The 16,061-nt window shown below is 58.6% G+C and carries 15 protein-coding genes; 10 read left to right on the forward strand and 5 right to left on the reverse strand.

All coding sequences use genetic code 11. The features are described from left to right. Window positions 1-14: 14 nt before the first annotated feature. The 6 genes from FTW19_RS25980 (at window position 15) to FTW19_RS25590 (ending at window position 2,471) form a co-directional block, all read left to right on the forward strand. A complete protein-coding gene (locus tag FTW19_RS25980; protein ID WP_187143170.1) occupies window positions 15-173 on the forward strand; it encodes a hypothetical protein in 159 nt (52 codons plus the stop codon). Window positions 174-232: 59 nt separating this feature from the next. Further along, window positions 233-391 (forward strand): hypothetical protein, encoded by a 159-nt coding sequence (locus FTW19_RS25985; RefSeq protein ID WP_187143171.1) that lies wholly within the window; start codon window positions 233-235, stop codon window positions 389-391. 62 nt (window positions 392-453) lie between these two features. Further along, window positions 454-612, forward strand: coding sequence for a hypothetical protein (locus tag FTW19_RS25990; protein WP_187143171.1), 159 nt, complete (start codon window positions 454-456; stop codon window positions 610-612). Window positions 613-673: 61 nt separating this feature from the next. Further along, entirely contained in the window at window positions 674-832 is a 159-nt protein-coding gene (locus FTW19_RS25995; protein WP_187143172.1) for a hypothetical protein, read from the forward strand. Window positions 833-933: 101 nt separating this feature from the next. Then, window positions 934-1,812 carry a hypothetical protein gene (locus tag FTW19_RS25585; protein WP_147650375.1) on the forward strand — a complete coding sequence of 293 codons (879 nt, stop codon included), beginning with the start codon at window positions 934-936 and terminating at the stop codon, window positions 1,810-1,812. Window positions 1,813-1,919: 107 nt separating this feature from the next. After that, window positions 1,920-2,471, forward strand: a complete 552-nt coding sequence (locus tag FTW19_RS25590) for a DUF6580 family putative transport protein (protein ID WP_147650376.1) — start codon at window positions 1,920-1,922, stop codon at window positions 2,469-2,471. A 369-nt stretch (window positions 2,472-2,840) separates the two neighbouring features. Here FTW19_RS25590 and FTW19_RS25595 read toward each other — a convergent pair whose 3' ends face one another. After that, on the reverse strand, window positions 2,841-3,209 hold the full coding sequence (locus FTW19_RS25595) for a cupin domain-containing protein (protein ID WP_147650377.1): 369 nt from the start codon (window positions 3,207-3,209) through the stop codon (window positions 2,841-2,843). Window positions 3,210-3,292: 83 nt separating this feature from the next. Between FTW19_RS25595 and FTW19_RS25600 the strand changes: the two genes are divergently transcribed. Both FTW19_RS25600 and FTW19_RS25605 read left to right on the forward strand, forming a co-directional pair. Next, window positions 3,293-4,633 carry a DNA polymerase Y family protein gene (locus tag FTW19_RS25600; RefSeq protein ID WP_147650378.1) on the forward strand — a complete coding sequence of 447 codons (1,341 nt, stop codon included), beginning with the start codon at window positions 3,293-3,295 and terminating at the stop codon, window positions 4,631-4,633. A gap of 27 nt (window positions 4,634-4,660) precedes the next feature. After that, window positions 4,661-5,584: a M23 family metallopeptidase gene (locus tag FTW19_RS25605; RefSeq protein ID WP_147650379.1), complete on the forward strand. Its 924-nt coding sequence runs from the start codon at window positions 4,661-4,663 to the stop codon at window positions 5,582-5,584. Between the two features lie 317 nt (window positions 5,585-5,901). On the opposite strand, the gene FTW19_RS25610 is transcribed toward FTW19_RS25605, so the two are convergent. Then, window positions 5,902-8,700: a TonB-dependent receptor gene (locus tag FTW19_RS25610; RefSeq protein ID WP_147650380.1), complete on the reverse strand. Its 2,799-nt coding sequence runs from the start codon at window positions 8,698-8,700 to the stop codon at window positions 5,902-5,904. 155 nt (window positions 8,701-8,855) lie between these two features. Beyond that, window positions 8,856-10,724: a M2 family metallopeptidase gene (locus FTW19_RS25615; protein WP_147650381.1), complete on the reverse strand. Its 1,869-nt coding sequence runs from the start codon at window positions 10,722-10,724 to the stop codon at window positions 8,856-8,858. 135 nt (window positions 10,725-10,859) lie between these two features. On the opposite strand from FTW19_RS25615, the gene gluQRS reads away from it, so the two are divergent. Next, window positions 10,860-11,690, forward strand: coding sequence for a tRNA glutamyl-Q(34) synthetase GluQRS (gluQRS, locus tag FTW19_RS25620; protein WP_147650382.1), 831 nt, complete (start codon window positions 10,860-10,862; stop codon window positions 11,688-11,690). Between the two features lie 424 nt (window positions 11,691-12,114). Here gluQRS and FTW19_RS25625 read toward each other — a convergent pair whose 3' ends face one another. Then, a complete protein-coding gene (locus FTW19_RS25625) occupies window positions 12,115-14,439 on the reverse strand; it encodes a S9 family peptidase (RefSeq protein WP_147650383.1) in 2,325 nt (774 codons plus the stop codon). Between the two features lie 157 nt (window positions 14,440-14,596). Then, window positions 14,597-15,328 (reverse strand): RNA methyltransferase, encoded by a 732-nt coding sequence (locus FTW19_RS25630; protein ID WP_246153496.1) that lies wholly within the window; start codon window positions 15,326-15,328, stop codon window positions 14,597-14,599. A gap of 19 nt (window positions 15,329-15,347) precedes the next feature. On the opposite strand from FTW19_RS25630, the gene FTW19_RS25635 reads away from it, so the two are divergent. Beyond that, a complete protein-coding gene (locus tag FTW19_RS25635; protein WP_147650385.1) occupies window positions 15,348-16,055 on the forward strand; it encodes an SIR2 family NAD-dependent protein deacylase in 708 nt (235 codons plus the stop codon). The last annotated feature ends 6 nt before the right edge of the window (window positions 16,056-16,061 follow it).

Here is a 16,061-nt window from a genome sequence, read left to right on the forward strand (position 1 = left end):
CCAGGAGAAACACCATGAAGACCGCTATCCGTACCTTTGCTGTTGCCCTTGCCCTCACTGGAGCCGTTGCCTCCGCTCACCCCCGTACCGCCGACGTGAAGCCTACCCGTGCGACCAGCATTGTGCCGATCCCGGTTTGCCCTCCCGACGATCCGAACGCCTGCGGCATGTAAGGACAACCGTTAGTCCTTCTTTATCAACTTCTTAAATCATTTCCCAGGAGCTCACGAACATGAAGATCGCTATCCGTACCCTCGCCGTCGCCCTCGCTCTGACCGGAGCCGTTGCCTCTGCCCACACCCGTACCGCCGACGTGAAACCTGCCCACGCCACCAGCATCGTGCCGATTCCTGTTTGCCCCCCCGACGATCCGAACGCCTGCGGCATGTAAAGCCACCTTCGATGCAACGAAAAAGCTCGACCTGAATTCTGAGATTTCCCAGGAGAAACACCATGAAGATCGCTATCCGTACCCTCGCCGTCGCCCTCGCTCTGACTGGAGCCGTCGCCTCCGCCCATACCCGCACCGCCGACGTGAAGCCAGCCCACGCCACCAGCATTGTGCCGATCCCGGTTTGCCCCCCCGACGATCCGAACGCCTGCGGCATGTAAAGCCACCTTCGATGTAACGAAAAAGCTCGACCTGAATTCTGAGATTTCCCAGGAGAACACCATGAAGATCGCTATCCGCACCTTTGCTGTTGCCCTTGCCCTGACCGGAACTGTAGCTTCCGCCCACACCCGCACCATTGACGTGAAGCCAGTCCGCGCCACCAGCATTGTGCCGATTCCGGTTTGCCCGCCTGACGACCCGAACGCCTGCGGCATGTAGTCCGCTTATGGGACGTAGTCCAAAAGTTGCAGGCGAAATTCATTGATCGGCTCCGGTAGCTGGGGTAGAGTTAAAGTCCCAATAGCTGCAGGAGCCTGTTCATGAACGCAAAGTCGATTATTCAACTCCTGGAATACATTGATCCGTTTCTCTGTCTGATCACGATCGGCGCCCTGTTCCGCGCCAAGCAGGTGCGGGCGTTCTTCAGCCTGTTTCTCCTGCTCTCCACCAAGGTGATTGCTGACAGCGTCGCGCTCCTGATCTTCTTCCTTTTAGCGCGAGGTGTGGATAAGCATGTCGCGTATCCGATTTACTTCTATACCTACTGGACCGCCTACGCGCTCGAGGCAATTCTCTCGATCCTGGTGATCTACAGCATTTTCAAGCTGGCGATGGAGCCGCTCAAGGGTCTGCAGTCGCTTGGCCTCCTGGTCTTCCGTTGGGCCGCAGCCATCTCGATCGCTGTTGCCATCGGCATGGCCTTCGGTCCGCACATGACCAGCACCAAGTTCATCATCAACGCGGCCAACCAGTTGCAGCGTACCCAGAGCATCCTGACCTTGTGCCTGCTGCTCTTCGTCTGCTTCGCCATCCGCCCGATGGGTCTGTCTCACCGCAGCCGGATCTTCGGTGTCAGCCTCGGCCTGGGAATTCTGTCGACCGTAGAGCTGGTAAGTTCGGCATGGCTCACAAACATGACCACGATGTATATGACCTTCAGCGTGGTTCGCGGTGCAGCCATCAGCATTGCATTCGGCATCTGGGCGGCCTACTTCTTTATCCCCGAGCCGCAGCGCCGCATGATCGTGCTGCCGACAACCTCTCCGTTCCTCAAGTGGAATCAGGTCTCGCTGGCTCTTGGCCATGACCCCGGTTACGTCGTCGTAGGCAGCAGCTCACCCGATCTCTTTGCTCCCGCGGAGCTGGAGATCATGCGCCGGGCCGCCGAGAAGACAGTTCCGGTCGCCGCGCTCAACTAACCCATCATTCCGGTTGGAAATTGTAAAAGGGTCGTCTCCGGACGGCCCTTTCGCTTGACCGGCCTCTGCGATAGGCACAGAATTAGAAACGTTAGGGACACCTCACTATGACAGCGTATCTGGTACTTCTCGTCGCGGTCTTCAGCCGCCTTCTGCCGCACCTGACCCACTCCGCAGGTATTGGCTTCACTGCCGTCGGCGGCGGCCTGCTCTATTTCGGCGCAAAGCGCAACCGGTGGCACGCCATCGTTGCAACGCTTGCCCTGATGGCGACCGATTACTACCTAACCGTCTATGCCTACGGTTACGCGTTTCACGCGTCGCACTACCTGCCCACCTGGGCCTGGTACGCGGGTGTCTGCCTGATGGCAAACGCAACGCTGGCAAAGCGGCAGAGTGTCATGCGCGTCACCGGTGCTGTACTGGCTTCGGCCACCAGCTTCTTCGTGATCTCGAACTTCTTTGTCTGGGCATGGTCGAACATGTATGCCAAGAGCCTGAGCGGACTCGCCGCCTGCTACGTTGCGGCGATTCCCTTCTACCGCAATGACCTCATCGCAACCGGCCTGATCGCCGGCGTGCTCTTCGGCCTGCCGGCCCTGGTTCGCCAGATGACCGCCGCTCACGAAGCCGCCAGCGACAGCCACCTGGCCCACTAAGATCGACACAAATGCAAAGCCCTCGCTTCGGCGAGGGCTTTTGTATTTGCATCGGCGCAGCCATTTCGCATCGTAGGTGCGAATGTCTCGTTAAGGGGACGGCTTCAGCCGTCCCGTCAGAGGCGCCACGATTCAGGGCTTCAGCCCCTGAGGTAACAGGTCGTTCTAAGACTGACCTCAGCGGCTTAAGCCGCGTCTTTGTTGAACTTAGTTCCGCATGGCTGAAGCCATGCCCTTAAACAAAGACGGGGCAACCGCGCCTTCCTGGCCTCCGCTAACCAGCCGAAGGTGTAAAGGATCTCTGGAGACAAGCTGTAAAGGATGTCTGGAGACCGGACGGCTGAAGAAAATCCCCTAACCGATCAAAAACTAAACCTCGTCGATACGGTCACCGTGACTGGGCGGCTGGCTGATCATCAGGAAGCGAATATCCCTTCCGCTGCGATTCATAGCCTGATGGCTCTGGCCGGGATGGATCTCAATTCCTTCCCCTGGCCGAACCATAAAGTCATGGTGTTCCACCTCGATCGTCAGCTCGCCCTCCAGCACAAACGCAAACTGACGCGCCCGCACGTGATGATGCCGCACCTCGCTGGTGCCCGGAGGCATGCGCTCTTCAATCACACTCAGGCCATCCTGCTTCACAAGATGCCAGCCGTCACACTGCTTGCCCCAGAGATAGTGCTCGGCGCTCTCTGTATTGATCACCCGCGTCGGGTCGTTCCCAAAATCGTTCATGGAATGTTTCATAGACTGTCTAGTCTGCCGTTTAAGCATCCACAATTCCAGCGAAGAAAAGGAGAATATAATCAGTTTCTGCCATGACGGCCGCGCCCCAATCCGGTGAGTTCCGCACACCGGAGGACCGGTTCGTCTTTCTGCACATCGATCTCAACTCCTTCTTCGCCTCCGTGGAGCAGCAACTCCATCCGGAGTACCGCAACCGTCCACTCGCGGTTGTTCCCACCAACTCCGATACCACCGCCTGCATCGCAGCCAGCTACGAAGCCAAGGCCTTCGGCGTCAAGACCGGCACCATCGTCGGCGAGGCCAAGCAGAAGTGCCCCGGAATCGTCCTCGTCGAAGGCAGTCACACCGAGTACGCGAAGTTCTCCCACGCCATTGCGGAAGCGGTGGAACGCGTATGTCCCGTCTCGCATACACCCTCTATCGATGAGATGGTTTGCCAGTTGATGGGCCGCGAACAGTTGCCGGAGAATGCGCGCCGCATCGCATACGACATCAAGCAGGCGATCTATCAGGATGTCGGCGAGGTGCTGCGCTGCTCCATCGGCATGGCGCCGAACCGCTACCTGGCGAAGATCGCCAGCGATATGCAGAAGCCCGATGGCCTGATCGGACTGCTCCCCTCGCAGTTGCCCCGCGCCATCGCACATCTCGATCTGCGCGACCTTCCCGGCGTGGGCGCACGCACCGAAGCCCGGTTGAACGCACAGGGCATCCACACCATGCCGCAGCTCCTGGCGCTCGACCGTCAGGGAATGCATAAGCTCTGGGACTCTGTATGGGGAGACCGCCTCTATCACTGGCTGCGCGGCCACGTCACCGGTGACGACGGAGCGCCCGTGCCGAGCGAGATCCAGAAGTCTCTCGGCCACTCTCACGTACTGGCGCCCGAACATCGCACCATTCCCGGATCCTGGGCAGTCGCCCACAAGCTGCTGCATAAGGCCGCCATGCGTCTGCGGATGGAGAAGTTCTATGCCGGCTCCATGGCGCTCCACATCCGTTTTGCATTGAACCGTGAACAGGCAGAGCGCCTGCGATCAAAACAACACTTCTCCGGTCTGAAGCACACCGGCTGGGGCATGGAAGCCCGCTTCCCGGATGCGCAGGATACGCTCACTCTGCTGGAAGTCCTGCAGAAGCTGTGGCAGAAGCGGCCGCAAGGCCCCGACTTCGAAAAGCCATTCTTCGTCGGTGTCACGCTGGGACGCCTGCTGCCAGAGTCCCACCACAATCCCGGACTCTTTGCCGACCAGGACCGGCGCTCCCAGCTCTCTTCGGCCATCGATCAGATCAACCTGAAACACGGCCATACCACAGTGCATCTGGCCGGCATGATGTCGGCCCGCGACTCTGCACCGACACGCATCGCCTTCACGCAGATTCCGGTGCAATACGGAAGCGAGTGGATGTAGAGCATCGTCTCGTTGCACAGTAGAGACATGCTCTGGTCTCGTCTGCTCCCCGTTCTGCTGCTTTTGGTCTCCTCAGTGCTTTGCGCGCAGACACTTACCTGGCAGCCGCAGCATGTCGAGCAGGGATCGCCGGTACTGTTCACCCTCATACTCGATCGCCCCGCAACGCGTGTCACCGCGACCTGGCTTGGCAAGGAGCTGGGCTTCTTTCCTGCGAACGACAGACGCACCTGGTATGCCCTCGCCGGAACCGATGTCGAACAGGGGCCGGCGTCGTATCCGGTGTCGATCAGCGGTACGTACGCAAGTGGCGGCGCCTTGAACACAACGCAGGAGATGCAGATAACCGCGGCGAACTTCCACTCCAGCACACTCTCCGTTGCCAAAGCCTTTATCGCCCCCAGCCCCGCGGCACAGCGGCAGATGGAGCGCGACGCGGTGGCGAAGAAGCGTGCCTTTGCAAGCTCTGCCTCGCAACCGTTATGGTCCGGCAGCTTTGCCGCTCCGGTTGCCTCCAGGGTCTTCGACAACTTCGGCGACAACCGCATCTTCAACGGCAAGAAGGTCAGCATCCACCGCGGATCAGATTTTCCCGCACGTCCCGGAACTCCGGTCCATGCGCTGAACTCTGGCCGGGTGGTGTTGGCGCAACGCATGTTTCTGGAGGGCAACTGCGTCATCATCGATCACGGCAATCAGCTCTTCAGCATCTACATGCACTTCTCGCGCCTGCAGGTGAAGGCAGGAGAGATGGTGAAGAAAGGCCAGCTACTCGGACTCTCCGGAGCGACAGGCCGTGTCACAGGACCACACCTTCACGTTTCAATGCGCTGGAGTGGTGAGAACTTGAATCCGGCTGCGTTGCTGGCGATGCAGTTGCCGGAGACGAGCTCAATCGGACCTGCTGCTGTCACTGTCCCCGCAAAACCAATCCATCGCAAAGCCCACTAAGGCTCAGGGCCACGGCAACAAAAGAGCGCTGAAGGCGCGACCTATACCAGCCTGGGGCAACGCCCCAGGTTTGCGGATAGTGAAGAGGCCTAAGGGCTGAAGGCCCGATCTATAATCCAGCATTTTCACAATCTCTCTCGTCGCTGCTTCCGCGTCCTTCTCGCGATGCATGGAATTGCATTTCGATGAACAATACGTGTGGGATTGAAGATCCTTATATAGATCGGGCCTTCGGCCCTCGCGCCTCTTAGCTACCCGTACCTGGGGCGTTGCCCAGGTTGGTATCGAACGCGCCTTCAGCGCTCTTGTCGTAGGCTCTAAAAGAAAAACGCCCCCCTCATCAACAACGCCCGATTCGCCGCGCTGTTATTGGTAAACGGCGTGTTCAGCGAAATAGATTTACCGAAATACGGCGAGCTCAACACACCCACAGGTGCACCGGGATTGTTCGTATTCAGCAGGTTGTCTGCACCGATACCGACCTGAAAGCGATATGGTTTCTGCGGCAGCTTCTCCTTCGCAGTGTCCTTCGGCGACTCCGGTCGTTTGCCGAAGTAGAAGTTCTTGTTGAAGTACAACTCCATATAGAACAGTCCCGGCGCCGTGCCGTAGTTGATGGGAATGATGGCCTGCCCGGCCATCGGTTTGGTGTCGAAGTTCCCCCACGCCGTTCGCACCACCGAAGCCCGCGTCAGATCTGTCGCAAACGCAGGCCGGTCGTTGTACTGCGCGTCTCCATTCAGGTCAGTGCCGGTCGTGATGTTGAAGTTCGACTGTGACCATGCGGACATGAAGACATTGAATGCCGTGCCCCAGCCTGGCTTCCAGTTCGCTCCGCCGAAGTAACGTATCGGCGAAAAGCCCGTCAGTCGGCCGTAATCAGCACTGAGGTTGTACGAGTTCGACGGGAAGAAACCCGAAGAGCTGCTGGTGCTGAAGTTGACGTTGCCTTCCTGGTGGGCAAAACCTACGAACGACCAGAGGTTTAGCGATTTCATCACGTTGAAGTTGCCATTGATACCCAGGGTGCGGCCTTCGGACAGACCATTGGAGGAGAACTGATACAGGTTGCTGTTCCCTCCCAGAGGCCGCACGCCGCTGTTGGGATTGCTGGGATCATACGTACCGGGAAGCGGAGCGTTGATATTCAGCGACGTCCACTGGTGAGTAGACTTTCGCTGGTAATACTGCACCGAGATAGAGCCGTATTTGCCCAGGCTGTGATCGACCGAAACCATCCCCTGCATCTGCATCGGCGATCGAAGATTTGGATCGAGCCGGTAAACAGTATTCAAATACTGCGGCAACGAAGAAGCCGAGGGAATGTTGGGGTAGAAGTCGGGATTCTGAACAATGAATGCCTGTTGCGTCACGCCGTTCTGGCGATAGGTACGGAGGATATTGCCGGCATCGAATCGCTGGTAGAAGATGCCGAATCCGCCGCGGATCACAAAGAACGGCTCCTTTGCCTTTCCGTGATGCAGGACAGACCAGGCAAAGCCCACGCGCGGCGCGGGATCGAAATGGTCAGGGATCGCGGTTTGTGATTCGAAGCGGATGCCGAGATTCAGCGTAAAGTTCCGGTTCAGCTTCCACTCGTCATCGAAGTACACACCCACATCCGCGGTACTCACCTCCGCATTTGGAGTACCCGCCGTCAGCGAGAACTGGGTCGCTCCTCCACCCGCCGCACGAATTGCCGCGGGAGTAAGACCGCGCTGAATGCCATCGAGGGTAATGCGATAGGCGGTCAGCGAGGGAAAGATGAACTGGCCGTTGTAGCCCGCTCGCGAAAGGTTCGAATCGTGGTACCAGCGATAACGGAAGCCGGTGCGAAGGTAGTGATTCCCCGAAGAGATCGATGCCTCTTCGCGTAACTCGATGCGGTCCTGGTGATCGTGTTCCTGCTGGATGGTATTGGATCCGCTGCTGAAGGAACCCTGCACAATCAGCGAAGGCGTATTCGATGTCGCATCGCTGCTCGTCTTGCTGCGCAAATACTGCACTGCGGAGTCCAGCACGACTTTCGGACTGAAGATGTGGGTGTCGGTAAGTTGGAAAGTATCTGTCCGGACGCTATTCCGATAGGCCTGCGATGCCAGCACCAGCTGCCCCGCTCCTGAAACCGGCACCAGGACGCTACTGTAGCTATAACGCCCGATGAGCGTGTTCTTCTTGCCGAACTGGTGATCGAGCCGGATGGAATCGTTCTGCACCGACCGCTTGTTGGCAATGGTCTGCTGCACGTTAACCGGATTCAGGTTGGAGTCCAGCACAGTCGCATTGATGACCTGGTTTGCCGAAACACCGCGCTGCTGCCAGGTGAAGTAGAAGGAGCTGTTCTTGCCCAGCGGGCCATTCACGCCGCCATCGAGATAGTAGTTCGTATACGGCAATACCGAAGCCGCATACGGATTGTTGGCGTTGAGCGCCTGTGCTCCGAAGTTGCTGGCGACATTGCCGTGCAGCTTATTAGCTCCAGGTTTGGTAAAGACCTCAATACGGCCGCCGCCGAACTGATCGTAGTACGGCGAGAACGGATTCTGGTTGACGCGTATCTCGCGGATGCTCTCCTTCGGAGGAAGCTCTCCGTGGGCGAAGCCATCCACATAAAGCTGTGGAGGGTTGGTGGGGTCGCCACCCGCCAGCGACGTAAGCTGCTGCTGCATCATCTCCGGATCGTCCGAGAGCGTATCGAGCTTGTCGCCCTTGAAGACCAGTGCGCTCTTGTTCGAGCTGCTGTCGTTCGAGACCTGCTCCTCTCCGGAGACCTCGACGACCTCGTCTTCGCCTGCCACGACTAAGACCACCGACAACGGCGTGGTGCGGCCATCGAAAACGAGCACTTTCTTCATCGTCCGTTCACGAAAGTTGTCGGCTTTGATCGTGATGTCATAGCTTCCGGCCGCCAATGGTATCGTCACATTTCCCTGACCATCGGTCTGCCGATCGCTCCCTGTTTGCAGAGAGACATGCACGGATGCTCCCGGAATCGCGGCACCGGAGGTATCGAGCACCGTCAACGAAACCTGTGAGACGCGAGGCACAGCCTGCGCAATCAGCGCGGCCGCCCAAAGGCAAATAGACAAGGCAAAAAAACGCAGCGCGGTTCTCATCGAACGGAACCCTCCCCCTACTCAGCACACGGGAAATAAAATCAATGTACGAATCACTTCGTAATGCTGCAACGAAATGATTCGTATGTCAATTCTTCCCGTTTAGAATTTGGCCCGGCGTTCACTTAGACCGGGGGAAGTGCTGCCGGTTAGCTTTATTTTTTTGTGTTCTGCACCTTTAGCCATGCATACAGCGGAGCGAAGTAATCCGCCATCGCCTGGGCGTCGAGATGATCGCTACCGGTCATCTCTTTGAGGGTCTGCTGCCAGGGCTGCGATTGTCCGGCCTCCAGCATCTTCGCCAGCTTCTCGCCTGCCGGCTTCGACCCGAAGAAGCTGCAGCGATTCAGTGGCCCTTTATAACCGCTGGCATCACACATCGCCTTATAGAACTGGAACTGGTAGATGCGCGCCAGGTAGTAACGGGCATAGGGCACATTGGCGGGAACATGCATCTTTGCTCCCGCGTCGAAATCGGTCTCTGCGCGATCCACAGGAGGCGCGACCTTCTGGTACTTGCCCCGCAGTTCCCACCAGGCTTTGTTGTAGTCGGCGGGCTTGATCTCGCCGGAGAAGACTCCCCAGCGCCACTTGTCGAGGGCCAGCGCGAAGGGAAGGAACGCGATCTTATCGAGTGCGGTGCGGAGTTGCAACGGGATATCAGCCTCGGCAGGAGGCTCCGATTCGCTGAGCCCCAACGCCTTCAGATACGAAGGTGTAATCGATAGAGCTACGGCATCGCCGATCGCCTCATGGAAGCCGTCATTCGCTCCGCCGCGGAAGAGTAATGGCTGCTTGTTATACGCGCGCTGATAGAAGTTGTGCCCAAGCTCATGGTGCACGGTGGTGAAGTAGTCGTCGTTCACCTCAATGCACATCTTTACCCGCAAGTCATCGACCGAGTCCAGATCCCATGCCGACGCGTGACATACGACGTCGCGGTCGCGCGGATGAATGAACTGCGAACGCTCCCAGAAGGTGGCAGGCAACGCCGGAAATCCGAGCGAGGTAAAGAAACTCTCGCCGTAATGCACCATGGCTTTGCCGGCTGCCAGCTTCGCGGTTTGTCCCGCATCGCTCGTCAGGTCCGTGCTGGAGGCGAATGCGGCAGCCGCTGCCGGATCCTTCGCTGCGATCTGCCTCTTTAATGCCTCTTCTAGGTTCACCGGCTTGTACTGCGCCAGCTTCGGATCGGTGGGAGCGACGATGTCATAGATATTGCCCCACTCCTGAGCCCACATGTTGCCGAGCAGCTGCGCGGGAATCTTTCCATCGGCTCGCTCCGCCGCCTTGCCATACTTCGCGATCAACCGCGCGCGGACGTAGGTGAACAGCTCGTCATAGAGCGGCTGCAGCTGGGTCCATGCGCGTTCCAGCTCGGCGGAGAACTCAGCCGGTGTCATGTCATACCCCGCGCGCCACAGCTCGCCGGTGTCCTTATAGCCCAGCTCCTTTGCACCGATATTCTGCAGCTCGATGAAGCGCGTGTACTTCTGGCGCATCGGTGCACCGGTGTCATGCCATCCCACCCAGATCTTCCTGAGCTCCTCAGGATCACGGGACTTGGCCATGATCTGCGACAGCGGATCGATCCCCAGGCACTTCTGCGGCTCGACGCAGAACTTGCCTTTGCCGTACATGCCGGTCAACTGCGCCGCGAGCTGCGTCTCCTCCGCCAGCAACTTCGGATCCTTGGGCGCCGCGGGTGCACCAAGCTGCAACAGCAGGATCTGGCGGCGGAGATCGTCCGGCAGCTTCACCTTGTCGAACTTGTGGCTCTCAGCAGTGAGCTCCAGCGTGCGTGCCGCGACCCGCTCATTCTGCAGCGCCGTGTTCGACTCGGTGTCATCGGTAATGTAAGTCTCCGCGATCCACTCCGCGTGCGAGGCATCGGTAGACAGCTTCAGCAGCTCCGCATTGGCCTTATCGACAAACGCCTTCGCATCCGCCACCGTAGGCGCCTTCTGCGACCACACCGGTACGCACGTAACAACAAAGAGAGAGCTCAGGAGGAGTTTCCGCATGGCCCAAAGTATAGCGGAGAAGCAGTTGCCAGTTGCCAGTTAACAGTTGCCAGTTACGGCGAGCGGCCCATCCGCCAGAATGCATCTTCAGAACTGGAAACTGGCAACTGTTAACTGGCAACTTAAGATGGACATATGTCCATCCTCTACCGGGGCCGCATCGCTCCTACTCCCACGGGCTACATACATCTGGGGCATGCGCGTACTTTCTGGATCGCGCAGCAGCGTGCTGTTGGCGGCGTGCTGGTGCTGCGCAACGAAGACCTGGACCGGCAACGATGCAAACCGGAGTTTGCAGCCGCCATGCTGGAGGACCTCCGTTGGTTTGGGCTCGATTGGCAGGAAGGTCCCGATGTCGGCGGCCCCTTCGCTCCCTATACCCAATCAGAGCGGCTGCCGCTCTATGAAGATGCATTGCGGCGTCTGCTCGCTATGGGGCTGGCCTATGCCTGCACCTGCTCCCGCAAAGACCTGGCGCGCATCGCTGCTCCCCATGCCGAGGATGACGACGAACCGGTTTACGACAATCACTGCCGCCCTGCAGAACTCGAACCACAGGACTTCGCCGCTGGAGTGAACTATCGTTTTCGCATTCCGGACGGCGAGGTTCTTCAGTTCACCGATGGAAACCTGGGCTCGCAACGGTTCATCGGAGGCGAAGACTTCGGCGACTTCCTCATTTGGCGTAAGGACTGCCTTCCAAGTTATCAACTCGCCTGTGTCGTCGATGATGCGGCCATGCAAATCACCGAGGTCGTACGTGGCCGCGATTTGCTGAAGTCAACGGCACGACAGATCCTGCTGCAACAGGCACTCGGTCTTCCAACACCGGCATACTTCCACACCGAGCTCGTGCTGGACGATCACGGTGAGCGCCTCGCCAAACGCCACGATGCGCTTGCGCTGAGGACGCTTCGGGCCCAGGGTATTTCGCCGCAGCAACTGATCGATAGTTTTATGAAGTAGTCACTCAAGCCAGTTGTCCCATTCTTTGTCGAAGACAAAGAATAGATATCGAGCAAAGCTCGATATGGTGGGAGCCGTGGGCTTCAGCCCACGGTTTAGGAGCGATATAGATAAATGGGCTTTACAGGCTGCGGAAAAACTCGATTTTCGAGAAGCGCAAAAAAAACGATCGCGTCAGAATGACCTATAAGCGATCCCGGGACATTGGGTGATGATTTTCTATCCCCAAATTTGACCCGATTATCCCCTCATATAGAGTTTTTCCGCAGCCTGTAAAGCCCTGGGCTTGTTTCTTTGAAGACGAAAAGGCCCGGGGCTAAAGCCCATTGACTGTTAGGTCTGAAATCAGCGGGCTGAAGCCCGCTGCTCCCACCATAAGAAGAGGCATGGCCACCGGCCATGCCTCTTCCTCACTCACACACCCTTAGAACACATCCGGCTTCGTGCTCATCTTGTACTCCGCCGGTGGCGTCGCGCCCATCAGGTTGGTCACGAAATAATCCCACCGCCGCCGCATCATGTAACGCGATGCATCGGCATAGCCATGATGCGCGTTCGGAATCAGCAGCAAGTCGAAGGTCTTATTCGCCTTGATCAGCGCATCCACCACCATCAACGTTTCATACGGCGGAACGTTATCGTCCATCGTTCCGTGCGCCAGCAGCAGCTTGCCCTTCAGGTTCTTCGCCAGCGTGATATTAGACTGGTTGTCATAGTTGCTAGTCTTGCCATCAGGACTAGTCTCCAGCATGCCCTGGTAGCGCTCGCCCCAGTCATCCTCATACAGACGGTTGTCATGGTTGCCGCTCTCCGAGATACCCACCTTGAAGAAATCCGGATAGGCAAACATGGCATCCGCCGTCGCATTGCCGCCACCCGAGTGGCCCCAGATGCCGACGCGATCCAGATCCATCCATGAATTCTTCGCCGCCAGCTCCTTGATACCCGCAACCTGATCAGGCAGTGTGTTGTCGCCCATCTGGCCATACCAGGTGTCCTGGAAGGTCTTCGAGCGCCACGGCGTCCCCATGCCATCGATACACACCACCACAAACCCAAGTTGCGCCAGCGATTGGTTGTCACCGCGCGCTGCAGCGAAATTTCGTCCGCCGCAGGAGCCGGTCTGTGGGCCCGGATAGATGTAATCGATCACTGGATACTTCTTCGACGGATCGAGGTTCACCGGCTTATAGAGGTAGCCGTAGAGATCCGTCTTGCCGTCACGTGCCTTCACCGTAATCGGCGTAGGCGCCAGCCATCCCGTCAACTTCGAGATATCCGCTTTCGCAATCTCCGCCACCTGCTTCCCGTCGCCATCGCGCAGTACGGTCGCGGTCGGCGTATCGGCAGTAGAGAACGTATCAACGAAGAGCTTGCCGTCCTTCGAGAGTGTGATGTTGTGATCGGCCGTCTCAGGCGTCAGCAGCTTCAAGCCTTTGCCGTCAAAACCGATCTTGTAGAAATAGTGGAAGTAGGGGTCGCCCTTCTCGCGGCCCATGCCGGTGAAGTAAATCACCCGCTTCTCTTCATCTACCTTCGGCACGGTGTAGACGTTCCATTCACCCGTGGTGACCTGGCTCTTCACAGCGCCGGTCTTCAGGTCGTAGAGATACAGATGACCCCAGTCGCTGCGCTGCGAAAACCAGAGCAGCTCATTCGACTTCGGCAGATACTTCCAGTCCACCGCCGCATGACCGCTCTCGAAGTAGGTCTTCACCGTCTCGTTCATCACGGTGCGGACCTCTCCAGTCTCGACATCCGCAATGCGGAAGGTCGCGGACTTATGATCGCGCGAAGTAGAGACAAAGCCCAGCGTCTTGCAATCGCCGCCCCACTGCACGTCATCCCATCCGGAGCCGCCGCGGCAACTGACATCGTCGCAGTTGGTTGAGCGGTGTTGGTCGGGCTCCATCTTGAGGCGTAGAACCTTGGCCGTGGGTACATCGATGAGGACGCGTTCAATCATCGTCACATCCTTATCGCCAGGCAGTGGATACTTCCACTGCTCCAGCTTCGGATGCCCCATCTGTGTTGAAACCAGGTACATGTCACCGGTCTTGCGCTGATCCTGCTGGAAGGTCGCGATCTTCTTACCGTCGGGCGACCAGACCAGGATCGGGCTGTCGGAGTGCGTCCAGCCGGCGTTATCTGTAGCGTAGCCGTAGTCCTTCACGCCGTCGGTCGTGAGCTGTTTCTCTCCGCCGGACTTCACATCGCGTACCCACAGGTTCCAGTCCCGGATGAAGGCAGCCTGCGATCCATCAGGACTCAGTGCCTCCGGAGACTTGCGCGCCGCCGGAGCTCCACCCGCCGGAGCCGTAATCGTCGTGCAACTCCAGTCCGCCTTCTGGCAGAGGAACTTCCCGCCCTGCACACCAATCTCCAGGGACTTACCGTCGCTTCCCTCTTCCAGCGAGCTGACCTGCAGCCGCGCCGCATCCACGGGCCGCTTCAGCAATCCGCTTACAGAAGCCGCTACCTTCTTTGCGTCGAAGGCCGGGGACTTGGCTCCCTTCGCATCGACAACGAAAAACTCCGCTCCCTCCGGACCGACATCGCGATACCAGAAGCGGCCATCCTTCATCCACTCAACACGGTTGACCTGGTGATAGACCAGAGGATTGACGTTGTAGCTTAGCCGCTGTTCAGCGGCGGCATAATCGGCATCGGTATAGACCCGGCCCTGCTGGGCCAGAGCGACCGTGCTCAAAACGCACAGAAACGCACCAGAGTGCACGGAAAGACGCATCAAAAGACTGCCTCCAAATGGATGCCTTTGAGGATACATCGCCACGCTAGAGCATTTCCCTGTAGGTGTAGTGTAGGGTTCCCGCATCTATGGGGGTTTCCGCAATGAAACGCCGCTGCACTCCTCTTCCGGGATACCCAGCAACAGGGAAAATGCTCTACTGCCGCAGCTTCCAAAGCACCTGACGCCAGATCCCAGTCCAGATCTCGGCATCCTTCCGGTTTAACCGGAGACGGCGGACCAGGCGGCGTGTCATCTCTTCCCCGCAGTTAGCCGGAAACTTGGCCTCATATCCGGTTGCTGTCAGACCTTCACGAAGCACTCCTTCAAAACGGTCCACCGCAGCGCTGTCGGCAAGGCTCTCATCCTCGGCCACCTCGCCGGCACTCGCTCCTTCACGCGCGACCTCCCACAAGCAGACCGCCACCGATTGCCCCAGGTTCATGGAGGTTCCATGCACCTCCATCGGAATCGTCAGCAGGCTGGAGCAGTAGCTCATCTGTTCGTTGGTCATGCCCGTCTTCTCGCTGCCAAAGACAATCGCCGCACGCTGCAGTCCTGCCAATGCATTTCTTACGTGTGCGGCCGCCTGCGGCAGCGGCTCGACTGGATGCTCCAGTCTCCGGTCGCCGACCGCCGTCGTGCCATAGATCAGGCCACAGTCCGCAATGGCCTCGGCGAAGCTGGTGTGAACCGTCGCCTGTTGCATCACCTCAGCGGCATCCACGGCGCTCTTCGCTTCTGTCACCGGCAGCGGGAACTCCGTCACAATCCGGAGGGCGCGAAAGCCGAAGTTGCTCATGGCGCGAGCTGCCGCGCCGATGTTCAACGGGTTGCGCGCGCCGGCCAGCACGACAACAAGATTCTCTTTCTGCTCAGGTATCAGCACAGGGACTATTCTAGGCAGCATGAGCGAACTTGGGTTGGGCGAGAACGATCGTCTCTTTATCCTGACCGGCGCCGGCATCTCCGCCGAGAGCGGTCTTGCCACCTTCCGAGGAAGCGGTGGTCTGTGGAACGGCTACCGTGTCGAACAGGTCGCTACCCCCGAAGCCTGGGAGGCTGATCCGGAGTTGGTGTGGCGCTTCTATTCCATGCGGAGGCGTGACGCCATGGCCGCGGAACCGAACGCAGCTCATCGCGCCCTGGCCGCCCTGGAACAGAAGTCTGGCGATCGCCTTTATCTCTGTACGCAGAACGTCGATGATCTCCACGAGCGTGGCGGCTCTCAACGCGTGCACCACATGCATGGTTCTCTCTTCGAGTCGCGGTGCGTGCGCTGCCAAGAACGCTTCACGGACCGCGCTTTCTATGAGAAGGCCGCCGCGTTACCGGTATGTGCCACCTGCGGTGCGCCAGTACGGCCGCACATCGTCTGGTTCGGCGAGATCCCCCTGAATATGGAGGAGATCTATGCCCACCTCGCAACATCGACCCATGTCCTGGTTGTCGGAACCTCGGGCTCGGTCTATCCGGCTGCGGGCTTCGTCCAGATCGCCAATCAGCGAGGCCTGAAGACGATCTATGTCGGCCCAGAAGAACCGCTGAATGCAGAGGCATTCGACACCATCTTCCTGGGCAACGCCACCGAGGTGCTGCCGAGCTTTCTGAGATAGGCATCC

It is taken from the genome of Terriglobus albidus (assembly GCF_008000815.1).
GTDB lineage: Bacteria > Acidobacteriota > Terriglobia > Terriglobales > Acidobacteriaceae > Terriglobus > Terriglobus albidus_A.

Excerpts from the sequence above, each read along its gene's own strand:
- FTW19_RS25980 (WP_187143170.1), top strand. The coding sequence starts at position 15 with ATGAAGACCGCTATCCGTACCTTTGCTGTTGCCCTTGCCCTCACTGGA.
- FTW19_RS25985 (WP_187143171.1), top strand. The coding sequence starts at position 233 with ATGAAGATCGCTATCCGTACCCTCGCCGTCGCCCTCGCTCTGACCGGA.
- FTW19_RS25990 (WP_187143171.1), top strand. The coding sequence starts at position 454 with ATGAAGATCGCTATCCGTACCCTCGCCGTCGCCCTCGCTCTGACTGGA.
- FTW19_RS25995 (WP_187143172.1), top strand. The coding sequence starts at position 674 with ATGAAGATCGCTATCCGCACCTTTGCTGTTGCCCTTGCCCTGACCGGA.
- FTW19_RS25585 (WP_147650375.1), top strand. The coding sequence starts at position 934 with ATGAACGCAAAGTCGATTATTCAACTCCTGGAATACATTGATCCGTTT.
- FTW19_RS25590 (WP_147650376.1), top strand. The coding sequence starts at position 1,920 with ATGACAGCGTATCTGGTACTTCTCGTCGCGGTCTTCAGCCGCCTTCTG.
- FTW19_RS25595 (WP_147650377.1), bottom strand. The coding sequence starts at position 3,209 with ATGAACGATTTTGGGAACGACCCGACGCGGGTGATCAATACAGAGAGC.
- FTW19_RS25600 (WP_147650378.1), top strand. The coding sequence starts at position 3,293 with ATGACGGCCGCGCCCCAATCCGGTGAGTTCCGCACACCGGAGGACCGG.
- FTW19_RS25605 (WP_147650379.1), top strand. The coding sequence starts at position 4,661 with ATGCTCTGGTCTCGTCTGCTCCCCGTTCTGCTGCTTTTGGTCTCCTCA.
- FTW19_RS25610 (WP_147650380.1), bottom strand. The coding sequence starts at position 8,700 with ATGAGAACCGCGCTGCGTTTTTTTGCCTTGTCTATTTGCCTTTGGGCG.
- FTW19_RS25615 (WP_147650381.1), bottom strand. The coding sequence starts at position 10,724 with ATGCGGAAACTCCTCCTGAGCTCTCTCTTTGTTGTTACGTGCGTACCG.
- gluQRS (WP_147650382.1), top strand. The coding sequence starts at position 10,860 with ATGTCCATCCTCTACCGGGGCCGCATCGCTCCTACTCCCACGGGCTAC.
- FTW19_RS25625 (WP_147650383.1), bottom strand. The coding sequence starts at position 14,439 with ATGCGTCTTTCCGTGCACTCTGGTGCGTTTCTGTGCGTTTTGAGCACG.
- FTW19_RS25635 (WP_147650385.1), top strand. The coding sequence starts at position 15,348 with ATGAGCGAACTTGGGTTGGGCGAGAACGATCGTCTCTTTATCCTGACC.